At 60.1% G+C, this 21,439-nt stretch carries 21 protein-coding genes; 10 read left to right on the plus strand and 11 right to left on the minus strand.

Going from position 1 to position 21,439, the window contains the following annotated elements; all coding sequences use genetic code 11:
• Positions 1-107: 107 nt before the first annotated feature.
• The 4 genes from GAL_RS12115 to GAL_RS12130 all read left to right on the plus strand — a co-directional run bounded on the left by GAL_RS12115 (position 108) and on the right by GAL_RS12130 (position 5,281).
• Positions 108-1,808, plus strand: coding sequence for a peptide ABC transporter substrate-binding protein (locus tag GAL_RS12115; RefSeq protein ID WP_024097867.1), 1,701 nt, complete (start codon positions 108-110; stop codon positions 1,806-1,808).
• 149 nt (positions 1,809-1,957) lie between these two features.
• Positions 1,958-2,965, plus strand: a complete 1,008-nt coding sequence (locus GAL_RS12120) for an ABC transporter permease (RefSeq protein ID WP_024097868.1) — start codon at positions 1,958-1,960, stop codon at positions 2,963-2,965.
• Positions 2,958-3,929, plus strand: a complete 972-nt coding sequence (locus GAL_RS12125) for an ABC transporter permease (protein ID WP_024097869.1) — start codon at positions 2,958-2,960, stop codon at positions 3,927-3,929. Before GAL_RS12120 ends, GAL_RS12125 begins: the two co-directional genes overlap by 8 nt.
• Positions 3,930-4,207: 278 nt before the next feature.
• Positions 4,208-5,281, plus strand: a complete 1,074-nt coding sequence (locus GAL_RS12130) for a YeeE/YedE family protein (protein ID WP_024097870.1) — start codon at positions 4,208-4,210, stop codon at positions 5,279-5,281.
• Here GAL_RS12130 and GAL_RS12135 read toward each other — a convergent pair.
• The 8 genes from GAL_RS12135 to GAL_RS12170 form a co-directional block, all read right to left on the minus strand.
• A complete protein-coding gene (locus GAL_RS12135) occupies positions 5,217-6,497 on the minus strand; it encodes a DUF3422 family protein (RefSeq protein ID WP_024097871.1) in 1,281 nt (426 codons plus the stop codon). The genes GAL_RS12130 and GAL_RS12135 overlap by 65 nt on opposite strands.
• 131 nt (positions 6,498-6,628) lie before the next feature.
• The gene (locus GAL_RS12140; RefSeq protein ID WP_024097872.1) at positions 6,629-7,000 is read right to left on the minus strand and encodes a carboxymuconolactone decarboxylase family protein; all 372 of its coding nucleotides are present in this window, start codon (positions 6,998-7,000) and stop codon (positions 6,629-6,631) included.
• On the minus strand, positions 6,993-7,361 hold the full coding sequence (locus tag GAL_RS12145; protein WP_024097873.1) for a MerR family transcriptional regulator: 369 nt from the start codon (positions 7,359-7,361) through the stop codon (positions 6,993-6,995). The genes GAL_RS12140 and GAL_RS12145 overlap by 8 nt, the downstream gene beginning before the upstream one ends.
• Positions 7,362-7,431: 70 nt before the next feature.
• Complete coding sequence (locus GAL_RS12150; protein WP_024097874.1) at positions 7,432-7,806, minus strand: VOC family protein; 375 nt, start codon at positions 7,804-7,806, stop codon at positions 7,432-7,434.
• A 112-nt stretch (positions 7,807-7,918) separates the two neighbouring features.
• A complete protein-coding gene (locus GAL_RS12155; protein ID WP_024097875.1) occupies positions 7,919-9,352 on the minus strand; it encodes an NAD(P)(+) transhydrogenase (Re/Si-specific) subunit beta in 1,434 nt (477 codons plus the stop codon).
• A 13-nt stretch (positions 9,353-9,365) separates the two neighbouring features.
• The gene (locus GAL_RS12160; protein WP_024097876.1) at positions 9,366-10,937 is read right to left on the minus strand and encodes a Re/Si-specific NAD(P)(+) transhydrogenase subunit alpha; all 1,572 of its coding nucleotides are present in this window, start codon (positions 10,935-10,937) and stop codon (positions 9,366-9,368) included.
• A 137-nt stretch (positions 10,938-11,074) separates the two neighbouring features.
• Positions 11,075-11,536 (minus strand): methyltransferase family protein, encoded by a 462-nt coding sequence (locus GAL_RS12165; RefSeq protein ID WP_024097877.1) that lies wholly within the window; start codon positions 11,534-11,536, stop codon positions 11,075-11,077.
• 288 nt (positions 11,537-11,824) lie between these two features.
• Positions 11,825-12,778 (minus strand): MBL fold metallo-hydrolase, encoded by a 954-nt coding sequence (locus GAL_RS12170; protein WP_024097878.1) that lies wholly within the window; start codon positions 12,776-12,778, stop codon positions 11,825-11,827.
• A 239-nt stretch (positions 12,779-13,017) separates the two neighbouring features.
• Between GAL_RS12170 and GAL_RS12175 the strand changes: the two genes are divergently transcribed.
• The 4 genes from GAL_RS12175 to kynA all read left to right on the plus strand — a co-directional run bounded on the left by GAL_RS12175 (position 13,018) and on the right by kynA (position 16,447).
• Complete coding sequence (locus GAL_RS12175) at positions 13,018-13,770, plus strand: SDR family NAD(P)-dependent oxidoreductase (RefSeq protein WP_024097879.1); 753 nt, start codon at positions 13,018-13,020, stop codon at positions 13,768-13,770.
• Complete coding sequence (locus GAL_RS12180; RefSeq protein WP_024097880.1) at positions 13,770-14,168, plus strand: MmcQ/YjbR family DNA-binding protein; 399 nt, start codon at positions 13,770-13,772, stop codon at positions 14,166-14,168. The genes GAL_RS12175 and GAL_RS12180 overlap by 1 nt, the downstream gene beginning before the upstream one ends.
• 99 nt (positions 14,169-14,267) lie before the next feature.
• Positions 14,268-15,461, plus strand: a complete 1,194-nt coding sequence (kynU, locus tag GAL_RS12185; protein ID WP_024097881.1) for a kynureninase — start codon at positions 14,268-14,270, stop codon at positions 15,459-15,461.
• A gap of 152 nt (positions 15,462-15,613) precedes the next feature.
• Positions 15,614-16,447 carry a tryptophan 2,3-dioxygenase gene (gene kynA / locus GAL_RS12190; protein WP_024097882.1) on the plus strand — a complete coding sequence of 278 codons (834 nt, stop codon included), beginning with the start codon at positions 15,614-15,616 and terminating at the stop codon, positions 16,445-16,447.
• 38 nt (positions 16,448-16,485) lie between these two features.
• Here the strand turns inward: kynA and GAL_RS12195 are convergent, their stop codons facing one another.
• Entirely contained in the window at positions 16,486-17,067 is a 582-nt protein-coding gene (locus tag GAL_RS12195) for a TetR/AcrR family transcriptional regulator (protein ID WP_024097883.1), read from the minus strand.
• 99 nt (positions 17,068-17,166) lie between these two features.
• On the opposite strand from GAL_RS12195, the gene GAL_RS12200 reads away from it, so the two are divergent.
• Both GAL_RS12200 and GAL_RS12205 read left to right on the plus strand, forming a co-directional pair.
• A complete protein-coding gene (locus GAL_RS12200; RefSeq protein WP_024097884.1) occupies positions 17,167-17,631 on the plus strand; it encodes a (2Fe-2S)-binding protein in 465 nt (154 codons plus the stop codon).
• A gap of 3 nt (positions 17,632-17,634) precedes the next feature.
• Positions 17,635-19,875 (plus strand): xanthine dehydrogenase family protein molybdopterin-binding subunit, encoded by a 2,241-nt coding sequence (locus GAL_RS12205; RefSeq protein ID WP_024097885.1) that lies wholly within the window; start codon positions 17,635-17,637, stop codon positions 19,873-19,875.
• Between the two features lie 76 nt (positions 19,876-19,951).
• On the opposite strand, the gene GAL_RS12210 is transcribed toward GAL_RS12205, so the two are convergent.
• On the minus strand, positions 19,952-20,731 hold the full coding sequence (locus GAL_RS12210; RefSeq protein WP_024097886.1) for a gamma-glutamyl-gamma-aminobutyrate hydrolase family protein: 780 nt from the start codon (positions 20,729-20,731) through the stop codon (positions 19,952-19,954).
• Between the two features lie 219 nt (positions 20,732-20,950).
• The gene (locus GAL_RS12215) at positions 20,951-21,376 is read right to left on the minus strand and encodes a GlcG/HbpS family heme-binding protein (RefSeq protein WP_024097887.1); all 426 of its coding nucleotides are present in this window, start codon (positions 21,374-21,376) and stop codon (positions 20,951-20,953) included.
• Between the last annotated feature and the right edge of the window lie 63 nt (positions 21,377-21,439).

The raw sequence follows: 21,439 nt of genomic DNA on the forward strand, positions 1-21,439 counted from the left end.
CAGAGACCGCGTGCTCAACCGCACAGACCACAGCGATGTGGCAAATCTCCGGGGTGCAACAAACCCGGTCAAAAGAAGGCACATACGTGTCCGACAAGGAGTGAATTATGAAAATTAAGACCCTTTTGCTGGGTGCAATTGCGTCAGCCGCGCTTGCCCCCGCAGCCTTTGCCGAACGGGGATCGGACGGCCAGGTTAACATTATTTATTGGCAAGCCCCCTCCATCCTGAACCCGTTCCTGTCGGGCGGCACCAAGGATGTGGAATCGGCGTCACTGGTGATCGAACCGCTGGCACGCTACGACCCACAGGGCGAAATGGTTCCGTATCTGGTTGAAGAGATCCCCACTGTCGACAATGGCGGCGTGAGCGAAGATCTCACCTCGATCACCTGGAAGATCAAGCCTGGCCTTCTTTGGTCTGATGGCACGCCTTTCACCTCCAAGGATGTGAAATTCACCGCTGACTACTGTATGCACCCCGAAGGCGGCTGCGCACAGGTCACCAAATTCGAAGGCGTCACCAGCGTCGAAGCGGTCGACGATCTGACCGTCAAGGTCACTTTCGACAAGCCGACCCCCTTCCCCTACGGCCCCTTTGTCGGCGGCGAAAGCCCGATCATCCAGGCTGCGCAGTTTGCTGATTGCGTCGGTGCCAAGGCACCCGAATGCACCACCGCCAACTTCGCCCCCATCGGCACTGGCCCGTTTGTCGTCGATGAGTTCAAGCCTAACGACGTGATCACCATGTCGGCCAACACCAACTACCGTGACCCGGCGAAGCCTGCCTTTGCCAAGGTTCTGTTCAAAGGTGGCGGCGACGCAACCGCAGCAGGTCGTGCCGTTATGGAAACCGGCGAGTTCGACTATGCTTGGAATCTCCAGCTGGCCCCCGAAGTCATCGCGCAGATGGAAACTGGCGGCAAAGGCGTGCCAGTCGCGGGCTTTGGCCCTCTGGTTGAGCGTATCATGCTGAACAACACCAACCCTGATCCGGCGCTTGGCCCGGATGAGCGTTCGGTGATCCGCCCGCATCCGTTCCTCAGCGATCCTGCGGTCTACAAAGCTATGTCACTGGCCATCGACCGTCCGCTGTTGGTGGAAATCGGCTATGGCAAGGCAGGCAAAGTCGGCTGTAACTGGGTTCCTGCCCCTGCAGCCTTTGCGTCGGATACCTTCGATTGCTCCACTCAGGATCTCGCCGCCGCTAACGCGATGCTGGACGAAGCCGGCTACAAGGACACCAACGGTGATGGCGTGCGGGAAACACCCGACGGCAAGCCAATGAAAATCCTGTACCAGACCTCGACCAACGCCGTGCGTCAGGATTTCCAGGCGCTGATCAAACAGTGGTGGAGCGAAATCGGCATTGAGACCGAGTTGCGCAACATCAACTCTTCGGTCTTCTTCGGTGGTGATCCGGGTTCCCCCGACACCTTCCAGAAGTTCTATGCTGACGTCGAAATGTACGCAAACACCTTCAATGGCACCGACCCGCAATCCTATCTGGGCAACGGTCTGTGCGACAAGGCACCGCGTCCTGACAGCCAGTGGCAGGGTGAGAACATCTCCCGCTTCTGCGATGAGGAATTCGACAAGCTGCACGCCGAACTGTCCCAAACGGCTGGTCTGGAAGCGCGCGCGGAAATCGCCAAGCGCCTGAACGATATCATCGTCGAAAAAGGTGGCATGATTCCGCTGGTGCACCGTGGTCGTCTGTCCGCGCGCTCCAACACCCTAGGTGGCGTGGATCTGAACGTCTGGGACACCGAGCTGTGGAACGCAGCTGACTGGTACCGCACCGAGTAAGCGTCTAACGCCTGCAGTGGCCCCGGTAACGCGCCGGGGCCTCTTGCCATTTACGTCCGAATGACGTCATTGCATCGGCCAGAAATGGATCTCAGGCAAAAGACCGCCCAGTTCCACCCCATTCTTCCAATTGCAAAGGCGCCTACTGGATGCTGACCTTTACAATCAGACGCCTTGTTCTGTCGGTTCCGACGCTTCTGTTCATCAGCCTGGTAATTTTCCTGCTGCTTGAACTCGCGCCCGGTGACCCGATGGCTCAGGTTCCTCTGACCGTCCCCCCCGAAGTCAAAGAAAAGATGCGTGAGGCGCTTGGCCTTGGCCAACCCGCGCATATCCGATTCTGGAAATGGATCGTACAGTTCTTCTGGATCGAACCTCAGGTTCTGATCGACCATTATTTAGGCACCAGCTTTTCAGCCGGTGACCTGCGCGTGATCTCCTGGCAGACCCGCTCGCCGGTGATGGACATCGTTGTCCAGCGCATTCCGCAGACCCTGTGGGTCGTGGGCACCGCCTATCTGGTGGCCATTGCCATCGCCCTGCCCATTGGCATCTATTCAGCTTATCGCCAGTACAGCTGGTTCGACCAGGTCGGCACCTTTGTGTCGATGGTCGGCTTTTCGGTGCCGCCGTTCTTCTCAGGCGTTTTGGTGATCGTGATCTTCTCGGTGCAGCTTGGCTGGTTCCCCTCGATCTATGACACCACGCATGTAGTGAATAGTTGGGACTCCTTCGTCAAACAGCTGCAACAGATGGTCATGCCGGTCATGGTTCTGGCGCTGCAAATTACCGCACAGCTCAGCCGGTTCATGCGCGCTTCGATGCTGGACAACCTCAATCAGGATTACGTTCGCACTGCCCGCGCAAAGGGGCTGAGCGAATATGTGGTCGTGATGGTCCATGTGCTGCGCAATTCAATGATCCCCGTGGTTACCGTGATTGCGCTTGGTATTCCTGCCATTTTCGGCGGTGCGATTATCACGGAACAGGTGTTCAAGGTAAATGGTATTGGCCAGCTGCTGATCGGGGCGATTGAGGCCAATGACCTGCCGATGGTGCAGACACTGACCTTTATCTTTGCTGTGCTCATCGTATTGTTCAACCTGATCGCAGACGTGCTCTATGGCATTCTAGACCCGAGGATCCGCTATGACTGATAAGGACCGTCTGGTTCCCGACGAAGGGATTGCGCCTGCCTCCACCGCCCTGCCCGCCGCAGGTGTGATGGAAGAGCTGGACCAACCGCCCCGCAGCCAGTGGTTGGATGTGTGGGATCAGTTCAAATCGCACAAAGGTGCCATGCTTGGCGGCGCGCTGTTTCTGCTGATCGTGTTGACGGTCTATCTTGGACCGTTTTTCTGGGACATTGATGCCACCCGCATCGACATCCGCGCCCGCAATCAGGGTCCCACCTGGGCACATCCCTTTGGGACCGATCAGCTGGGCCGTGACATGCTGGCTCGGATGATGGCGGGCGGGGCGACGTCCGTTTCCGTTGGCTTGACTGCGATGCTGCTGGCGCTGTTCCTCGGCTCGCTGGTGGGTGTATTGGCTGGGTTCTTCAAGCGCCTCGATGGGCCGCTGATGCGGCTGACCGATCTGTTCCTGGCGCTGCCTCTGCTGCCGCTCCTTCTGGTGATGATGCTGCTGTTCCGCGAGCCGCTGAACGCGGCCTTCGGGCCGGAACAGGGGATTTTTATCCTGATCGTGGCCTCCATCGGGATCACCAGCTGGATGCCAACCGCGCGCATCGTGCGCGGCGATGTCCTCGCAATCAAGGAACGTGAATTCGTGTTGGCGGCACGCTCCATCGGGACCACCAACAGCAAGCTGATTTCGCGCCACATCCTGCCCAATGTGCTGTCACCGATCATGGTGTCGGCCACGCTGGGCATTGCGACCGCGATTATCACCGAGTCGGCTTTGTCCTTCCTCGGCCTCGGCTTCCCGCCAGATTTCCCGACTTGGGGACGGCTGCTTTATGATGCGACGGATTATCTGCAGCAGTATCCTGAGCGGGTATTCTGGCCTGGTATGGCGATCTCTCTCACCGTGCTGAGCGTCAACTACCTCGGCGACGGCCTGCGCGACGCGCTGGACCCTCGGATCCGGGGGCGCTGATAGCGAAGACACAGTACGGGGCAAAACACCCCTACACATTCAAATAAAAACATATCAACCGGCCACCTCCTCAGAGTGGCCGGTTTGTTTTTGTCCACTGCAAGCGCGGAGGGACGCATGGTCCAAGCAGATCACCTCTGACGGAATAATTTTCCACTCACAGCGCAATCTCATCTGGGCCTAAAGCTTGCCGACCTCCTGAAAAACCGTCATTTCGGGAAAATATTCCAGAAGCGACGGATCCCGCCGCACCCCTATCGCAGTCATGGAGACCGCATATGTTCGAAACACTTGGCTTTGAAGACACCACCGCCCGTGCGGTTTCGGTCCTGTTTGCCCTGGGTGTCGGGGTCCTCTTTGGCGGGCTGGCGCAGCTGACCCGGTTTTGTTTTCGCCGGGCCCTTGTTGGCGAGGACCGCCGTCAAGCCGCCGGTGTCTGGGCCATGGCGCTCGCGGTTGCAGTTCTCGGCACTCAAGCCGCAGTGGCGCTTGGCTGGATCAACTTTGGTGAACACCGCCTGATGGTGGCCGACCTGCCCATTGCAGCGGTGATCCTTGGCGGTCTGATGTTCGGTGCGGGCATGGTCCTGACGCGCGGCTGTGTCTCCCGGCTGATGGTGCTGACCGGCAGCGGCAATCTGCGCGCGCTGGTTGTTATCGTGACCTTTGCCATCGTCGCTCATGCCACACTCAAGGGCGTACTGGCCCCGCTGCGCGTCTGGATCGGCAGCGCGACAGTGCCCATGGGCGATTACACCTCTCTTGCGGCCTTGGCAGGAGGGCCGCTGGTCGTGGCTGCGCTGATCGCCCTTGCCGCTGTCGCCGTCGCCCTAAAATCCGGGAACCGTGCTCTGCCCCTCCTTGGTGGGGCACTGATCGGCGCACTCGTGCCGTTGGCCTGGGTGGGTACCGGTTATGTACTGTTCGACGAATTTGACCCCATCACGATGGAGAGCCTCTCCTTCACGTCCCCCTCCGCCGAGACTCTGTTCTACACGCTGGCCTCCAGCGCCGTACCGGCTGGCTTTGGTACGGGCCTGGTCGGTGGTGTGCTGATTGGCGCGCTGGCCGCCGCCCTGCTGAGTGGCAGCTTTCAGTGGCAGAGTTTTGAGAGCCCGCGCCAGACCGGCCGCTACCTCAGCGGCGCAGTGCTGATGGGCGTTGGCGGTGTTCTGGCAGGCGGCTGCACAGTTGGCGCAGGCCTTGCCGGTATTCCGACACTCAGCCTTGCTGCAGTGCTGGCGCTGGTGTCAATTGCATCCGGTGGCCTTCTGACCAATGCCTGGCTCAATGCAGCCGCTTCCGGATCTGGCGCAGAGCGAGCCACACCATCAGTACAACCGGCAGAGTAAGTGCTGCCGTCATCATCCCCTTGCTGAGGCCGAGAACCGCGGCAAGGGGGTAGAGCGCGTATGACGCCAGCGACACCGCATAGTAGCTGATCGCGACCACAGACAGCCCCTCCACCGTATGTTGCAGCCGCAGTGCCATATCAGCGCGGCGATCCATGCTTTCCAGCAAGGCCTGGTTCTGTGCGGAGCGTTCTACATCGACGCGGGTCCGCAACAGCTCCCCTGCCCGCCGCGCCCGATCCGCCAACGTGGCCAACCGCGCCTCAGTCGATTTTACGGTCCGCATGGCCGGTTCAAAGCGGCGCAGCATGAATTCGGCAAAGGTCTGATAGCCTTCAAATCGTGCCTCCCGCAGCAGTGCAATGCGCTGATTGACCAGCGCATCATAAGCACCTGTGGCCCCAAAACGGAATGCCGCCTGCGCTGCCATCGCTTCCAACTCAGCCGAGACGATCAACAGCTGTGACAGCGTCTGTTCGGCAGGCATGCGGTCGCCGGTCATCTCCACCATCATCTCACTCAAATGCGTATCAAGCGCCCCGATGGTGGGGCTAAGACCCCGCGCCCGCGAGAACCCCAGCATCGACATGGCGCGGTATGTTTCGATCTCGCAGAGACGCTGCACCACACGGCCAATCCGCTGGGCGCCTGTCTCCTTGTTCGGGAAGACGGCAAACCGCATGTGACCTGCCGGATCGATACGGAAATCCCCAGCCACCACGCAGCTGTCATCTAGCACCCGCGACACAGCGAGGCTTTCAGGCACAAACCAATCAGTCAGCGCCCGGCGCACTTCCGCAACATCGCCGCGCGGCAGGACCCGCAACATCAGTGAGGTGATGCGCTGACCCGGCGCCTCTGACAGCCAATCAGACGGGAACACATCGAAATCCGCAGGATCATAGGGCCGCTCGCTGATGCCATCGAAATACAGCGTGTAGGACACGAACTCGGTATGCTGTTCCCATTTCAAGGTATGGCGCCCCAGCTGCGCGGAATGATGTGTCGCGCCCGGTTTAGGATGCGGTACCCCGTGCCGGTCCAGCAAGACCACCAGATGCGCAAGGTCCAGGCTGCGATCACGATGCACGGCCTCCTGCGGCTGCTTGATCGCAAGATAGATCACCGTCGACGGATTGCTCATGGTCGGGAACGGGCGGGCGTGCAACTCATTCGCCAACTGGTAGCGCAACGGGTGGTCTTGGATCGGCGGCATCTGTGGTCTCCCTGAGCAGCAGACCACAGGTTATCGGAGACGGTCGAACCTGTAAAGAATTACGTTATTTCAATGCCTTAAATGAATACAACCGTATACAATCACGGCCGATCCGACACCAGACCTCGACACTATGCCGCCTCAAACACCTCAATCGCCGCATTCAAACCATTGATGGCCGCAGGCATCCCGCCATAGACCGCCATCTGCCAGATCACCTCAAGAATCTCGGCTTCCGTTGCACCTGCCGCCAGGGTGTGGGTGATGTTTACCTTTAACTGCGGCGCCGTCTGACCGCCCAGCGCCGTCAGCGCGGCAATCGTACACAGCTGGCGGGTTTTGAGGTCCAGCCCCTCGCGCGCGTAGTGGCGCCCATAGGCCCATTCGACCAGGCTCTCCGCCATTCCCGGCAGATGGGCGTCGTAACGCTCGGCCAGTATTGCTTCAAGATTCGGGTTCATCTCTGCCAGCAGCTTGCGACCTTTGGTCAATGCATCAGACATCTGTGCTTTCCTTTTCCAACTCATGGTAGATCGCGACCTTGCGATCCATCAGGGCAAGCGTGTCATGAAGCTGCTCCAGCTGGCGGCGGATCACCTCGCGGTGGGCCTCCAGCATTTCGCGCCGTTCCGCCAGTGTTTCACTCCCCTTTGCGCGCAATCTGGCATAGCGGACGCGGTCCGCCTGCTTCATGCCGGTGGCGTTCAACTGACTCAAGAAACGGATCCAGCCGAGGATCTCACGGTCATAGACCCTCCGCCCAGCCGCATCGCGCGCAGGCGGATCGATCAATCCGATCTTCTCGTAAAACCGCAGGGTATCCACTGTCAGGCCGGTGGCCATGGCCACTTCTGAAATCTTCATGCACGTCTCTCTTGCTGCCCACCCACCATGGGTGAGTCGGAACATCCTAGCGGTTGGAGTACACTCCAGCTCAAGCGGTATCTGCAGCCCGCCCAATCGGTTGCCATAGTTCTATCGGATTGCCTTCCGGGTCATGCAACCGCGCGAAATAGCCAATCTCACCGTCCCACTCCGGCCGCGTCTCAACAGCAATGTCTGCGGCGGTCAGTTGCGCAATCATCGCCGCCAGATCCGTTACCCGGAAATTGATCATCCACTGTTTGCTTGTGTCCCCGAAATAATCGGTGTCCTCAGCAAACGGAGCAAAGACAGTATAGCCGCCTCCCTGCATCCAGGGTGTGCCCCCAACGGGATCAATTCCCAGATGATCATTGTACCATCGGCTGAGCGCTGCGGGGTCTTTGGCGCGGAAAAACACGCCACCTATACCTTGGGCCTTTTCCATATCATCCTCCTCGGCTGCCCTATAATAGCACAGCCCCCAGTCCGTATTGGCCAATAAAAAAGAGCGCCCCGTCTGGAGCGCTCTTTCGGTGTTTGCAGCATCAGGCGAACACTTAGCTGATCATGGTCAGCAGCTTGTCGAGGCTGGCCTTCGCATCGCCATAGAACATCCGCGTGTTTTCCTTAAAGAACAGCGGGTTCTCGATCCCGGAATAGCCGGTGCCCTGACCGCGTTTGGAGACAAAGACCTGCTTTGCCTTCCAGCATTCCAGCACGGGCATACCAGCGATCGGCGAATTGGGGTCTTCCTGTGCCGCCGGGTTCACGATGTCATTGGAACCGATGACGATCGCCACATCCGTTTCCGGGAAGTCCTCGTTGATCTCGTCCATCTCCAGCACGATATCATACGGCACCTTCGCCTCCGCCAAGAGCACGTTCATGTGCCCCGGCAGACGCCCTGCAACCGGGTGGATGGCGAAGCGGACGTTTTTGCCCTTGGCCCGCAGACGACGGGTCAGTTCCGCCACATTCTGCTGCGCCTGCGCAACCGCCATGCCGTAACCTGGGATGATCACTACAGAGTCAGCCTCATCCAGAGCGGTTGCCACGCCGTCGGCTTCGATTGCGATCTGTTCGCCGTCGATTTCCATCGCCGGACCTGCAGTGCCACCAAAGCCACCAAGGATCACCGAGATAAAGCTGCGGTTCATCGCCTTACACATGATGTACGACAGGATCGCACCGGAGGAGCCAACCAGCGCGCCGACCACGATCAACAGATCGTTGCCAAGCGAGAAGCCAATCGCCGCCGCGGCCCAGCCCGAGTAGCTGTTCAGCATCGAGACAACCACCGGCATGTCGGCGCCGCCAATGCCCATGATCAGATGGTAGCCAATAAACAGTGCCGCCAGTGTCATCAGGAACAGCGGGAAGAAACCGCCGGTATTGAAATACCAGATCAGGCAGATCAGCGAGAGCCCGGCCGCACCGGCGTTCAACATATGGCCGCCCGGCAGTTTGGTCGCCGCCGAGGACACTTTACCCGCCAGCTTGCCATAGGCAATCACCGACCCGGTAAAGGTCACAGCCCCGATGAAGACACCAAGAAACAGCTCGCCCCGCAGGATTGCGATCTCAACACCGTCTTTCTTGGCCAGTAGCGCGCCAAAACCTTCAAGCGCCTTCTTGACGGTGTCATCCATCGCCAGAACGCGACCCAGCTCAATATGGGCGATGAAGCCCACAAAAACCGCTGCAAGACCCACCAGCGAGTGCATCGCCGCCACCAACTGGGGCATTTCGGTCATCTGCACGCGTTTGGCGACATAGTAGCCGATGAGGCCGCCTGCGGCGATCAAGACGATCGACAACAGCCACAGACCAGCACCCGGGCCAATCAGGGTTGCCAGTACCGCCAGCGCCATACCCGCAATGCCATACCAGACCGCGCGTTTTGCGCTTTCCTGCCCGCTCAGGCCGCCCAGCGACAGGATGAAAAGAACAGCCGCAACCACATAGGCGGCAGTTGTAAAGCCAAAGTCCATAATCCCGGCCTCCTTAAGATTTCTGGAACATGGCAAGCATGCGCCGGGTGACGAGGAAACCGCCGAAGATATTGATCCCGGCCATGAACACTGACAGCGCCGCAAGGAAGATCACCAGGAACGACCCGGACCCGATCTGCATCAACGCCCCGAGAATGATGATCGAGGAAATCGCGTTGGTGACAGCCATCAGCGGCGTATGCAGTGAGTGGGCAACGCCCCAGATCACCTGGAAGCCCACGAAACAGGCCAGCGCGAAAACGATGAAATGCTGCATGAAGCTGGCAGGCGCAAACAGCCCGACCAGGAGCACCAGCGCACCGCCGACCCCCAGCAAAGTCACCTGCTGTTTGGTCTGCTGTTTGAAGGCTTCGATTTCCTGCTCCCGCTTTTCTTCGGGCGTCAGCTCCTTCACCTCTTTCTTCGGCTGGGCCGCGATGGCCTGCACCTTGGGCGGTGGCGGCGGGAAGGTGATTTCTTTCTCGAAGGTCACGGTCGCGCCACGGATCACGTCGTCTTCCATGTCGTGATTGATCTGACCGTCCTTTTCGGGCGTCAGGTCAGTCATCATGTGGCGAATGTTCGTTGCATAAAGCGTCGAAGCCTGCGCCGCCATGCGGCTGGGGAAATCTGTATAGCCGATGATGGTCACGCCGTTTTCGGTCACGACCTTCTCGTCCATCACCGTGCCTTCGACATTGCCGCCTTTTTCAGCCGCAAGGTCGATGATGACAGACCCAGGCTTCATTGCCGCGACCATATCCGCAAGCCACAGCTTGGGGGCTTCGCGGTTGGGGATCAGCGCGGTGGTGATGACGATATCAACATCAGGGGCCAATTCGCGGAACTTGGCCAGTTGGGCTTCGCGGAACTCGGGGCTGGAGACAGCTGCGTAGCCACCGGTTGCCGCACCGTCTTGCTGGCTTTCCTCAAAATCGAGATAAACGAACTCTGCGCCCATGCTTTCGACCTGCTCGGCCACTTCAGGACGCACGTCAAAGGCATAGGTGATCGCGCCAAGGCTGGTGGAGGCCCCGATGGCGGCCAGACCGGCAACGCCAGCCCCAACAACCAGAACCTTGGCCGGGGGCACCTTGCCCGCCGCCGTAATCTGCCCGGTAAAGAACCGGCCAAAGTTGTTGCCCGCCTCGATCACCGCGCGGTAGCCCGCAATATTGGCCATGGAGGACAGCGCGTCCATCTTCTGAGCGCGGGAAATCCGCGGCACCATTTCCATCGCGATCACATTGGCACCCTTGGAGCGCGCGAGCTCCATACCGGCCTCATTGCCACCCGGGTTAAAGAAGGAAATCAGCGTCTTGCCCGCCGTCATCCGCTTCAGTTCCGTCTCGGTTGGCTGGCGCACCTTGGCGACAATATCGCTGGCCTTCCATAGCGCGGCCGGTGTTTTGACGATCTCGACGCCAACGGCCTCATATGTGGCATCTGCAAATCCCGCCGCTGCCCCTGCGCCGGTCTCAATCGCACAGGTATAGCCCAGCTTTTGCAGCTGAACCGCAGAGTCCGGGGTCATCGCAACCCGCGCCTCGCCCTCAAACACTTCTTTTGGCGTGCCTATTTTCACCTTATCGGTCCCCCTCTTTGTCGCCGCCCCAGATTTACTGAGCACGTATCGCAAATATTTTGACTACATTGCGCAACATTTTTGCGCAACAGTTTCGCTGCGTCGCCGCAACTGATTGCCGCGGTGCCGCAAATCCATCACAACCACCGCCGTGTCTTCTGTTCATACCGCGCCCAGTCCGCGCGGAACTGCCTGCGCAACCGATTTTCTTCCGGCAGAATGAACCGCCACTCCAGCACCCAGACAAAAATTGGCAGCAGCGCCAGCGACAGCACCGCGTCGAACCGCAGGATCAGCCCCAGCAGAAGCAGGCAATCGCCCAGGTAGATTGGATTGCGGCTGCGTTTGAATATACCGGATTGCACCAACTGGCTCGGATCCCCATGGGGGTGAAGCGTCGTGTTCTGGCGCCGCATCTCCACAACGGCCAGCAGCATCAGAACGACACCGGCGCCAATCAACAGCCCGCTGTAAAGCCCGATCACGGCCCCAACTCCGCCATGCGACAACTCCAGCCCCAATGGCAGAAACCGTGCCTGACACCAGGCCAGCACAGCAAAGCCCAGCAACCACACAGGAGGCACGTCGATCCATTTCATTGCAGACGCCACTCCGGGTGATCTTTGTCAGTCTTGATGCGCATCAGCGGCAGTTTTCCCTCAAGCGGACAGAAGGTCCACCCTTCGGAGCGGTGTTCCAAAGGATAAGGACAGATTGCCCAAAATGGTCGTGAAACGGCGAATCCGTTCCGTTTGCGGCATGATCCTGCATAAAATGTTGCGAATGACCACGTATACTTTGGCATGCCAGCATCTTGGTCCGCCCCTCATCCCCCCTCAAGGATCACAATCACGTGCCAGCCGCACAGGAAGGCCGCAAAAGAAGCGTTATTCCCACTCCATCTCCTCATAGACCCGACCTGCATTTTTCGTCGCCAGCTCCTCGAACGTGTCCAGCCCCTTCCAGCGCGCCTGATCCACGTAGTAAGCCGAAGCCAGATCGCCGCCCTCTTCGATATGGGCGCCAATCTTGCTGCGCAGATCCACGAGGTAATCCAGCGTGTAGCGCCGCACTTGATCGAAATTGGTCGGATGGCCATGACCGGGGATCACATAGGTTGGATCCAGTGGTTCCAACTTTTCCTGCCAGGTCTCGATCCAGCAGCTGGTGCAGGTATGTTCAAAAATCGGCAACATCCGCTCATGGAAGGCGATATCTCCGGCAATCAACATGCCCCACTGCGGAATCCAGACCTGAGTATCACCGGGATCATGGGCCGGGCCCAAATGCAGGATCTGGAAATCGACGCCCCCCAGCGACAGATCATAGCGCTCTTCAAAACTGAGGTTGGCAGCCTCCACCCGTGTTTCGCCTGCGCGGTCCTTATTGTAGCTCTGCATGCCCTGCAGGATGAAATGGCCGTTTTCCGTCACCTCTGCCGTGGCGTCCACATGGGCCAGAACATCCACGCCCCGATCGCGCCAATAGCCATTGCCCAGCATCGCATGGCCCTGACCGTTTTCATTGATCACCAGCACCACCGGCTGATCGGTGACTGTCTTGATCTCCGCATGCAGCGCGGCCGCCAGCGCATCCGAGGCCCCCGCGTTGATCACCACCACCCCGGCATCGGTCACTACAAAACTCAGGTTGTTGTTGTGACCTGCGTTTTCATAGGTCGGCGGCGCAGTGGCACCGATGGCGGAAAACACCTGCGGGATCACCTCAACAGGTTTGGCATAAAGCTCGGACTGGGGATATTGATCGGCGATATCCTCGCTTGCCAGCGCAGCTGCGGGCGATATCAGCGCGACCAACAGGCCAAGGGCAAAAGTTCTCATATCATCCTCCATCTGCACGATGACCTATCGCCACCTTCCGTGTGACATTCACACATTGGAATATTTATGTAAACAACCTCTCCGACGTGATCCCAAACGGCAAAATTTCCCTGCCCCTGAAATGCCCGGCAAAGTGACGGGACGGAGATCTTGTCTGCCATCGTGCGCTGGTTAGGCTCCTTGAATAACCGGGTGACAGCCCGGCCAAAAACATCAACACCCAACAGCGGAGCAAGGCCATGACACTCAAGGGAAAACACGCATTGATCACCGGCGGCGGTACCGGCATCGGCCTTGCGATGGCACAGGCGCTTGCCGCAGAAGGTGCAGAGGTCACCATCACCGGCCGTCGCCAAGAGGTTCTGGAGGAGGTCGCAACCGACAGGCTGCACCCTTTGGCCATGGATGTGCGAGACGAAGCCGATGTCATCGCTAAAATTGACGCCGCTACGGCTGCTCGTGGGCCAATCCAGATCTGTGTGCCGAACGCTGGCATCGCCGAGGGCAAGGCCCTGCACAAGATGTCGATGGAGTTCTGGCGCAATATGATGGCGACCAATCTGGACGGCGCCTTCCTGACCATCCGCGAATCCATGAGATCCATGCGCCAGACCGATTGGGGCCGCGTTGTCACCGTCTCCTCCATTGCGGGCCTGCGTGGCCTGCAAGGCGCGCCCTGCTATTCAGCCAGCAAACATGGGCTTATCGGCCTGACCCGATCGCTGAGCGAGGATTATCTGGGCACGCCTTACACGTTCAACGCGCTCTGCCCCGGCTATGTCGATACCCCGATCATCGACCGCAACGTGACGTCCATCTCCCAGCGCGCAGGCGTCAGTGAGGAAGACGCGCTGAAGATCATGGTTTCCGCCAATCGCCACAAACGCCTGATTCTGCCCGATGAGGTGGCCGCAGCGCTGCTGTGGCTCTGCGGTCCCGGCTCGCAGTCGATCAACGGGCAGACCGTAGAAATCGCAGGTGGGCAAACCTGATGAACCGGGAGGAATTCAACAACTTCTGCGCTGGGTTTCCCGCCACCTCCCATGTGGTCCAATGGGGCAATGCCGACGTGTGGAAGGCAGGTGGCAAGGTTTTTGCCATCTGCGGCTGGGCCGATGGCAAGGACGCCTTTACCTTCAAGACCGGCGATATCGCTTTTGAGGTTCTGCAAGAACGCTCAGGGGTCCGCCCCGCTCCCTATCTGGCGTCACGCGGGATGAAATGGCTCCAGCATTTCAGGGATCCCGGCCTGACTGATGCCGAACTGAAAGATCAGATTACCCTTTCCTACAGCCTGGTGACCGCTGGATTGTCAAAACGCAAGCGCACAGAGCTCGGCATTCCTGAACCGCAACTGGATCACAATCCCAACAGGGATCCTGGATCCTAAACTCTGGACAGCCGTGGTGGGATGCGGTAGCACTCCAGAAGCTTTAAGCCTAAAGCAATCTGCAAAAGGTCGCAGATCATCCATTATCACGAGGTTCAGATGACTGATTTTGCCGCAACCAAGGCCATGTTCTCCCTGCCCGAAGGGATGATCTACCTCGATGGCAACTCTCTCGGGCCGATGCCCCGCGCCACTGCCGAACGGGTGCGCGGCACGATTGAGGACGAATGGGGCGAGATGCTGATCACCGGCTGGAACAAGGCCGGGTGGATGCAGAAACCCACCGCCATCGGCGACCGGATTGCTCGTCTGATCGGCGCCGAACCCGGCCATGTCGTGATGGGAGACACCCTGTCGATCAAGGTCTATCAAGCCGTAGCTTCGGCGTTGGAGCTGAACCCAACCCGCAAGGTGATCCTGTCCGACAGCGGCAACTTCCCTTCCGACCTCTATATGGTTGAGGGGCTGGTGAAATCGCTTGGCCCAGACTATGCCCTGCGCGTCGTCGCGCCGGAAGAGGTCAGCGCCCATATCACCGACGACATTGCCGTGTTGATGCTGACCGAAGTGGACTATCGCACCGGGCGCAAACACGACATGAAGGCGCTGACAGAACAGGCCCATGCCGCAGGGGTCGTGACGGTTTGGGATCTGGCCCATTCCGCAGGTGCGCTGCCGGTGGATCTGGCAGGTTGCAAGGCGGATTTTGCCGTTGGCTGCACCTATAAATACCTCAACAGTGGCCCCGGCGGTCCCGCCTTCATCTATGTTGCCCCCCGCCACGCAGATACCGCCCGCCCCGCCCTGTCCGGCTGGCTGGGGCACGCCGCGCCGTTTGAATTTGACCTGAACTACGAACCCGGCACCGGGATTGAACGCATGCGGGTCGGCACCCCGCCTGTCCTGCAACTCGCCGCACTTGAGGCGTCGATGGATATCTGGGACATGGCCGATATGGCCGATGTGCGCGCCAAATCAATCGAACTTTGCGATCTGTTCATCGCCGAAGTCGAAGCCCGCTGCCCCGACCTCACCCTTGCCTCCCCCCGCGATGGGCAGGGCCGTGGCAGTCAGGTCTCATTCCGCTTCCACGAAGGCTACGCCGCCATGCAGGCGCTGATTGCCCGTGGCGTGGTCGGGGACTTCCGCGCGCCTGATATCATGCGCTTCGGCTTTACCCCGCTCTACATCGACGAGGGAGACGTGCGCGCTGCGGTTGATATCATCGAGGACGTGATGACCAACGCCCTCTGGGACCGCCCGGAATACAAAACCCGCAACGCTGTCACCTGATGGGGGCTCTGCCCGCATATCACGTGCCACTGTGCCGTCCGGCCGGCTGGGTCGCCCTGTGGCGGCGGCTGGCCCAATGTGGCACGCTCAATTCGAGAAAGGCTCCTGTTTCCGCAATCTGATACACTTCCGGAACACCAAGGAGCCTTTCCATGTCTACCCCCTATGACCCCGCCAAAGAAGGCGCGCAGATGTCGTTTGATGGACGTATGTCCTATGGCGACTACCTGTCGCTCGACACGTTGCTGACCGCGCAGAAGACCTGGACCAACACCCATGACGAGATGCTGTTCATCATCCAGCATCAGACCTCGGAACTATGGATGCGCCTCGCCATCCATGAGCTGACCGCCGCCCGCGCGCGGCTGCTGGCGGATAAACCGCATGAGGCTTTCAAGATGCTTGCCCGCGTTGCCCGTATCTTTGAGCAGCTCAATTCCGCCTGGGACGTGCTGCGCACCATGACGCCCTCCGATTACACCGCCTTTCGTGATGAGCTGGGGCAAAGCTCCGGCTTTCAGTCGCACCAATACCGCCAGATCGAATTCATGCTCGGCAATCGGAACAAGGCGATGCTGCGCCCCCATGCTCACCGGCCCGACGTTCTGGCCCTTCTGGAGGACGAGCTCAGCCAGCCCTCGCTCTACGATGTGGCGCTACGAACCCTTGGCCAGCGCTTTGACCTGCCGGATGAGGTGCTGAACCGCGACCTGTCAGAGGCCTATACCCCCCATCCGGCGGTTGAGGCCGCCTGGAGCGAAGTCTATCGCAACACTGAGGCCCATTGGGATCTCTATGAGCTGGCCGAAAAACTGGTGGATTTTGAAGATTACTTCCGCCGCTGGCGGTTCAATCACGTAACCACGGTAGAACGCGTCATCGGCTTTAAACGCGGCACAGGCGGCACCGGTGGCGTGAGCTACCTGAAACGGATGCTCGAGGTGGAGCTGTTCCCCGAGCTCTGGCACCTGCGCACTACGCTCTGACATGCGACGCGCTGAGGCAGGCCTGTGCTGGGTCTGTCTCAGCGCGGGGAAAGTCCCGCCGCAAACAGCTGTGCCAGCTGGCCCACCCCGGCCCTATAGGCATCATAATCCGTCGAGGTATGTTTGACCCCTTTCATGGCGCTGCCAAAGACCCGGGCCACCTCCTGCGCCGGACCACTCAGCCGTATCGCACCATCGCGCGCCATCTCATCCAGCCACGCTGCATAGATGTCACGCAAGGCGGCTTCGCCTGCCTCAATATGATCTCCGGCGCTGCTCATACTGGCTTCCAGCACCTCCATGCCATGGGGGGTGTTCAACATCGCCTCGATGGCCGCACCACCCTGCGCCTCAAACGCCGCCAGCAACCGCGCGCGAAGTTCACCATCCGCCGATAGCGCCTCCTGCACCTGTCTGGTGACCTCAGCATAATGCACGTCAATCAACGCCTTCAGAATCGCATCCTTGTTTCTGAAATGCAGGTAGAGCGCAGGCCGTGACATACCTGCCCGCTTGGCAATGTCATCCATTGAGGTCTTGCGATACCCGTAGGTCGCAAATCCCCCCCAGGCCGCTTCAAGAATGGCGCGTTGTTTCGGATCGCTGGCAGAACTGATCATATAACCGCTTCTGACAGTTTGCCTCTATTATGTCAATTGACACTATGACAAAATAATATATTTATGTCAGTACGTCAGTCAGCCAAGAAAGAGCCAGCCATGTCGACCACACTTCGCATCAATGGAACCTCCCATCAGGTGGATCTGCCTGACGACGTGCCGCTTCTCTGGGTGTTGCGCGATGAAGTGGGCCTGACCGGCACCAAATTCGGTTGCGGTGTTGCGGCCTGTGGGGCCTGCACCGTTCATATCGATGGCGAGGCCGTGCGCTCCTGCCAGGTGGCGCTCTCCGACGTCTGGGGCGAGGTCACCACAATCGAAGGGATCGGAACACCCGACACAATGGCCGCCGTGCAAAAAGCCTGGGTCGCCCATCAGGTCGCGCAATGCGGATACTGTCAGTCGGGCCAGATCATGCAGGCCGCCAGCCTCCTCGCTGAAAACCCCTCCCCCAGCGACGCAGATATCGATGACGCAATGCAGGGAAATCTCTGCCGCTGCGGCACCTACCCCCGTATCCGCGCCGCCATCCATGACGCCGCCAAAATGATGAAGGAGGCCTGATCCATGGCCAGCCTCAAGAAAATCGCCCGCCGCAGCTTTCTCATCGGCTCTGCCGCCATCGTCGGCGGGGTGGCCTTTGGCACCTATAAATACCATCAGCCCGCCCCCAACCCGCTCGAAGAAAAAGCCGGGCGTGCGGTGCTCAACCCCTTTGTCTTTGTGGATCAATCCGGCGTCACGCTGATCGCACCACGGGCCGAGATGGGACAGGGGGTGAAATCCACTTGGGCCAGCCTGATCGCCGAGGAGCTGGATGTGGATCCGGCCAAGGTCACGGTCCTGCACGGGCCCGCCGCCAAGGCCTATTACAACAGCGCCATGATGTCCGAAGCCTTGCCCGGTCGCGGCTATGACGCCTCGGAGTTCCAGCACTCTCTGGGTGAAATCGTCGGCCATATGTCGAAGTTTCTTGATCTGCAGGTCACCGGCGGTTCCTCCTCCATGCGCGACGGGTTTGAACGGATGCGCCATGCCGGGGCCAGCGCCCGCGAGACCCTGAAGCAGGCAGCTGCGGATGAACTGGGGTTCAGCCGCGACCAACTCGGCACGCAAGACGGCCATGTGACTGCCCCCGACGGCACCCGCCTGCCCTATGGCGCGCTGGCAGCTGCCGCCGCCACGATTGAGCCGGTGGAGGCAGATCTCCGCCCGGCCTCCAGCTGGCGGCTGATCGGCAAGGAGGTTCCCCGCATCGACATCCTGGCCAAATCCACCGGCACCGCCGAGTTCGGCGTCGATGTCCGTCTGCCGGGCATGAAATTCGCCGCCATCCGTCAAAGCCCCCATTTCGGGGTTGGCAAATCCGCCTTTGACGCCAGTGCAGCCGAGGGGATGCCCGGTGTCGAAAAGGTTCTGGACCTCGGCGATGCCGTCGCAGTTGTGGCCAGCAATACCTGGCTGGCCCAACAGGCTGTAGACGCCATTGATGTGACATGGGAAGTGGCCTCCTACCCGGAAACCACCGATGCCCTGTTTGAGGAGATCGCCCGCAGTTTCAACGATGCACCGAACTCCACAATGCGCGATGATGGTGACGTTGACGCCCTGCCCGATGGCGCCACCGTGATCGAGGCTGAATACCGGCTGCCTTACCTTGCCCATGCCACGATGGAGCCGATGAATGCCACCGCGCTCTACTCCGGTGACGCCTTGCAGATCTGGGCGCCGAACCAGGGCCCGACCATCGTGCAGAAAAAAGCTGCAGCCCTCGCAGGGCTTGAGACCGAGGCGGTTGAGGTCAACACCACCTATCTGGGGGGCGGCTTCGGACGACGGATCGAAACCGACTATACCGACCGCGCAGTGCAGATCGCGCTTCAGATGCAGGGCACGCCCGTGCAACTGACCTGGAGCCGCGAAGAAGACATGTCCCACGATGCCTATCGTCCCGGTGCCATCGCGCGCTACCGCGCCGCCGTCAAGGATGGCAAAGCGGTGATGGTCCACGGCAAAATCGCGGCCCAATCCACCACGGTTGAAGGCGCAGGCCGAATGCTTGGCCTACCAATGAGCGGTCCCGACAAGGGGCATGTGGACGCCGCCTTCAATCAGCCATTCGCGATCCCCAACTTCCGGGTTGAGGGTTATCTGAGCAAACCGATGCTTCCGGTGGGGTTCTGGCGCTCGGTCGGGGCGTCCTTCAACGGATTCTTCTCCGACAGTATCATTGATGAGATGGCCCATGCGGCGGGCCGTGATCCGCTGGACTTCCGGCTGGAACTGGCCCGCGCCGAATGGGACCCCGCCGCCAAAGTGCTGGAGGCAGTGCGTGACATGTCGGGCTGGACTGGCAAAACGCCTGACGGCATCGGGCGCGGAGTGGCCATGGTCTACAGCTTTGGCACGCCGGTCGCTCAAGTGATTGAAGTGGCAGATCAGGATGGTCAGATCCGCATGACAAAGGCCTGGATTGCCGCCGATCTGGGCCGTGTCATCGACCCGCAGAACACCCGTGCGCAGATGTTCGGCGGCATGGTCTACGGCCTGTCAGCCGCCTGTTTTGGCGAGATCACCATTGATGGCGGCGCGGTCGAGCAGGAGAACTTCCCCGACTATGACGCGCTGCGCATGCACACCATGCCAGAGGTTCAGGTGCAGCTGCTGGAAAACCAGCCGCGTATGGGCGGTGCGGGGGAACCCGGCACACCGCCTGCCGCGCCAGCATTGGCCAATGCGCTGTTTGACCTGACCGGCAAACGCGCCCGTCAATTGCCCTTGATGCATGAGTTTGATCTGCTGGTCTGAGAAGGCTTTTCTTAAACGACAATAGGCACCGTCACGGCGGTGCCTATTGATATGAAATTAAGCCGATACAGCGTCTTCAGGCGCTTTGACGATGGCCCCGCGCAGCCGTCCCCTCCGCCCATTCCCGCACCGCATCCCCGAAGGCTGTGAACAAGGGACGTGACACCGGATCATTGGCCGCGTCCCACTCCGGGTGCCACTGCACCGCAAGGGTGAAACCTGGCGCATCTTTCACATAGATCGCCTCAGGCGTGCCGTCAGGGGCGGTACCATCAATCACGATCCGGCTGCCCGCAGCCTTGATGCCCTGCCCATGCAGCGAATTGGTCATCACCTCCGGCGCCCCGAACAATCGGTGGAACACACCACCCTCGCTCAGCTCCACGATATGGCGCATGGCGAATTTCTCCTCCAGCGTACCATCGGGCGGCATCCGGTGGTTCATGCGCCCCGGCAGGTCACGGATCTCCGGGTACAGCGTGCCGCCCATGGCCACATTCACCTCCTGAAACCCCCGGCAGATGCCAAGGAAGGGCTGCCCCCGCTCCACACAGGCCCGCACCAGCGGCAGGGCGATGGCATCACGCGCCCGGTCAAAAGCGCCATGCGCATCGGTTTCCGCTTCGCCATATTCATTTGGATGCACGTTCGGTCGCCCGCCGGTCAGCAGGAAGCCGTCGAAACTCTCCAGCAGCTCCTCAACCGAGAGGAACCGGGGATCGGAGGGGATCAGCAGCGGCATGCAGCCCGCCACCTCGGCCACCGCCTCGGAGTTCATGGTCCCACCGGCATGGGCCGGGTATTCATCGTTGATCAGATAGGAATTGCCAATAATGCCGACTTTGGGGCGTGTCATTCTGTCCTCAGCGGTTTGGGCATCGGTCGCGCGCCCTAACGGGCATCACAACCGGATCGGGACAATCCTACAGCCACGCTAAGGCGAGTGGCAATTCCCCTAAGGGGCGCGACCCGCCGTCAGCCCGTAAAAAGCGGCATATGCGCCGCAGCTTTCACATCTTTCATGTCGTCTTCGGCCTGTTTCCCCGCCCGCCCCCGCTTGGTGGCGGGCGGCCGATTACGCCTCGCCGGTCAACCCGGTGGCCCGAATACCGGCCATCGCGGCCTCCGCGTCATTGTCGGAGGTATCCCCAGTCACGCCCACGGCACCGATCACAGCCCCCGCCTCACTGCGCAGCAAAACGCCGCCCGGAACCGGCACGACCTGCCCGCCGTAGACACCATTCACCGCCGCCATGAAATAGGCCTGTTGCTCAGCCCGCGCCATCTGGGCTGTGCCCGCCATGCCCAGCATCACCGCGCCATACGCCTTCCCATGCGCAATGGCAAAACGCCCCGGAGCAGCACCATCTTCACGTTCAAACGCCAGCACATGGCCACCCGCGTCCAGAACAACGACAGACAAAGGCTTGAGCGTCATCTCGCGGCCCTTCGCTCGGGTATGTTCAATGATGCTGCGGGCCTGATCCAATGTAAGGGTCATTTCAGTGTCCTTGATATGCTTCGCTTTATTCAAAAAAAGAGGCCGGACACAGCGCCCGACCCT

It is taken from the genome of Phaeobacter gallaeciensis DSM 26640 (assembly GCF_000511385.1).
In the GTDB taxonomy this organism is placed as follows: domain Bacteria; phylum Pseudomonadota; class Alphaproteobacteria; order Rhodobacterales; family Rhodobacteraceae; genus Phaeobacter; species Phaeobacter gallaeciensis.

Coding starts and splice junctions, on each gene's coding strand:
- GAL_RS12130 (WP_024097870.1), top strand. CDS start 4,208: ATGTTCGAAACACTTGGCTTTGAAGACACCACCGCCCGTGCGGTTTCG.
- GAL_RS12205 (WP_024097885.1), top strand. CDS start 17,635: ATGGCCAGCCTCAAGAAAATCGCCCGCCGCAGCTTTCTCATCGGCTCT.
- kynA (WP_024097882.1), top strand. CDS start 15,614: ATGTCTACCCCCTATGACCCCGCCAAAGAAGGCGCGCAGATGTCGTTT.
- GAL_RS12175 (WP_024097879.1), top strand. CDS start 13,018: ATGACACTCAAGGGAAAACACGCATTGATCACCGGCGGCGGTACCGGC.
- GAL_RS12150 (WP_024097874.1), bottom strand. CDS start 7,806: ATGGAAAAGGCCCAAGGTATAGGTGGCGTGTTTTTCCGCGCCAAAGAC.
- GAL_RS12195 (WP_024097883.1), bottom strand. CDS start 17,067: ATGATCAGTTCTGCCAGCGATCCGAAACAACGCGCCATTCTTGAAGCG.
- GAL_RS12140 (WP_024097872.1), bottom strand. CDS start 7,000: ATGTCTGATGCATTGACCAAAGGTCGCAAGCTGCTGGCAGAGATGAAC.
- kynU (WP_024097881.1), top strand. CDS start 14,268: ATGACTGATTTTGCCGCAACCAAGGCCATGTTCTCCCTGCCCGAAGGG.
- GAL_RS12135 (WP_024097871.1), bottom strand. CDS start 6,497: ATGCCGCCGATCCAAGACCACCCGTTGCGCTACCAGTTGGCGAATGAG.
- GAL_RS12115 (WP_024097867.1), top strand. CDS start 108: ATGAAAATTAAGACCCTTTTGCTGGGTGCAATTGCGTCAGCCGCGCTT.
- GAL_RS12145 (WP_024097873.1), bottom strand. CDS start 7,361: ATGAAGATTTCAGAAGTGGCCATGGCCACCGGCCTGACAGTGGATACC.
- GAL_RS12200 (WP_024097884.1), top strand. CDS start 17,167: ATGTCGACCACACTTCGCATCAATGGAACCTCCCATCAGGTGGATCTG.
- GAL_RS12210 (WP_024097886.1), bottom strand. CDS start 20,731: ATGACACGCCCCAAAGTCGGCATTATTGGCAATTCCTATCTGATCAAC.
- GAL_RS12215 (WP_024097887.1), bottom strand. CDS start 21,376: ATGACCCTTACATTGGATCAGGCCCGCAGCATCATTGAACATACCCGA.
- GAL_RS12180 (WP_024097880.1), top strand. CDS start 13,770: ATGAACCGGGAGGAATTCAACAACTTCTGCGCTGGGTTTCCCGCCACC.
- GAL_RS12165 (WP_024097877.1), bottom strand. CDS start 11,536: ATGAAATGGATCGACGTGCCTCCTGTGTGGTTGCTGGGCTTTGCTGTG.
- GAL_RS12155 (WP_024097875.1), bottom strand. CDS start 9,352: ATGGACTTTGGCTTTACAACTGCCGCCTATGTGGTTGCGGCTGTTCTT.
- GAL_RS12120 (WP_024097868.1), top strand. CDS start 1,958: ATGCTGACCTTTACAATCAGACGCCTTGTTCTGTCGGTTCCGACGCTT.
- GAL_RS12170 (WP_024097878.1), bottom strand. CDS start 12,778: ATGAGAACTTTTGCCCTTGGCCTGTTGGTCGCGCTGATATCGCCCGCA.
- GAL_RS12125 (WP_024097869.1), top strand. CDS start 2,958: ATGACTGATAAGGACCGTCTGGTTCCCGACGAAGGGATTGCGCCTGCC.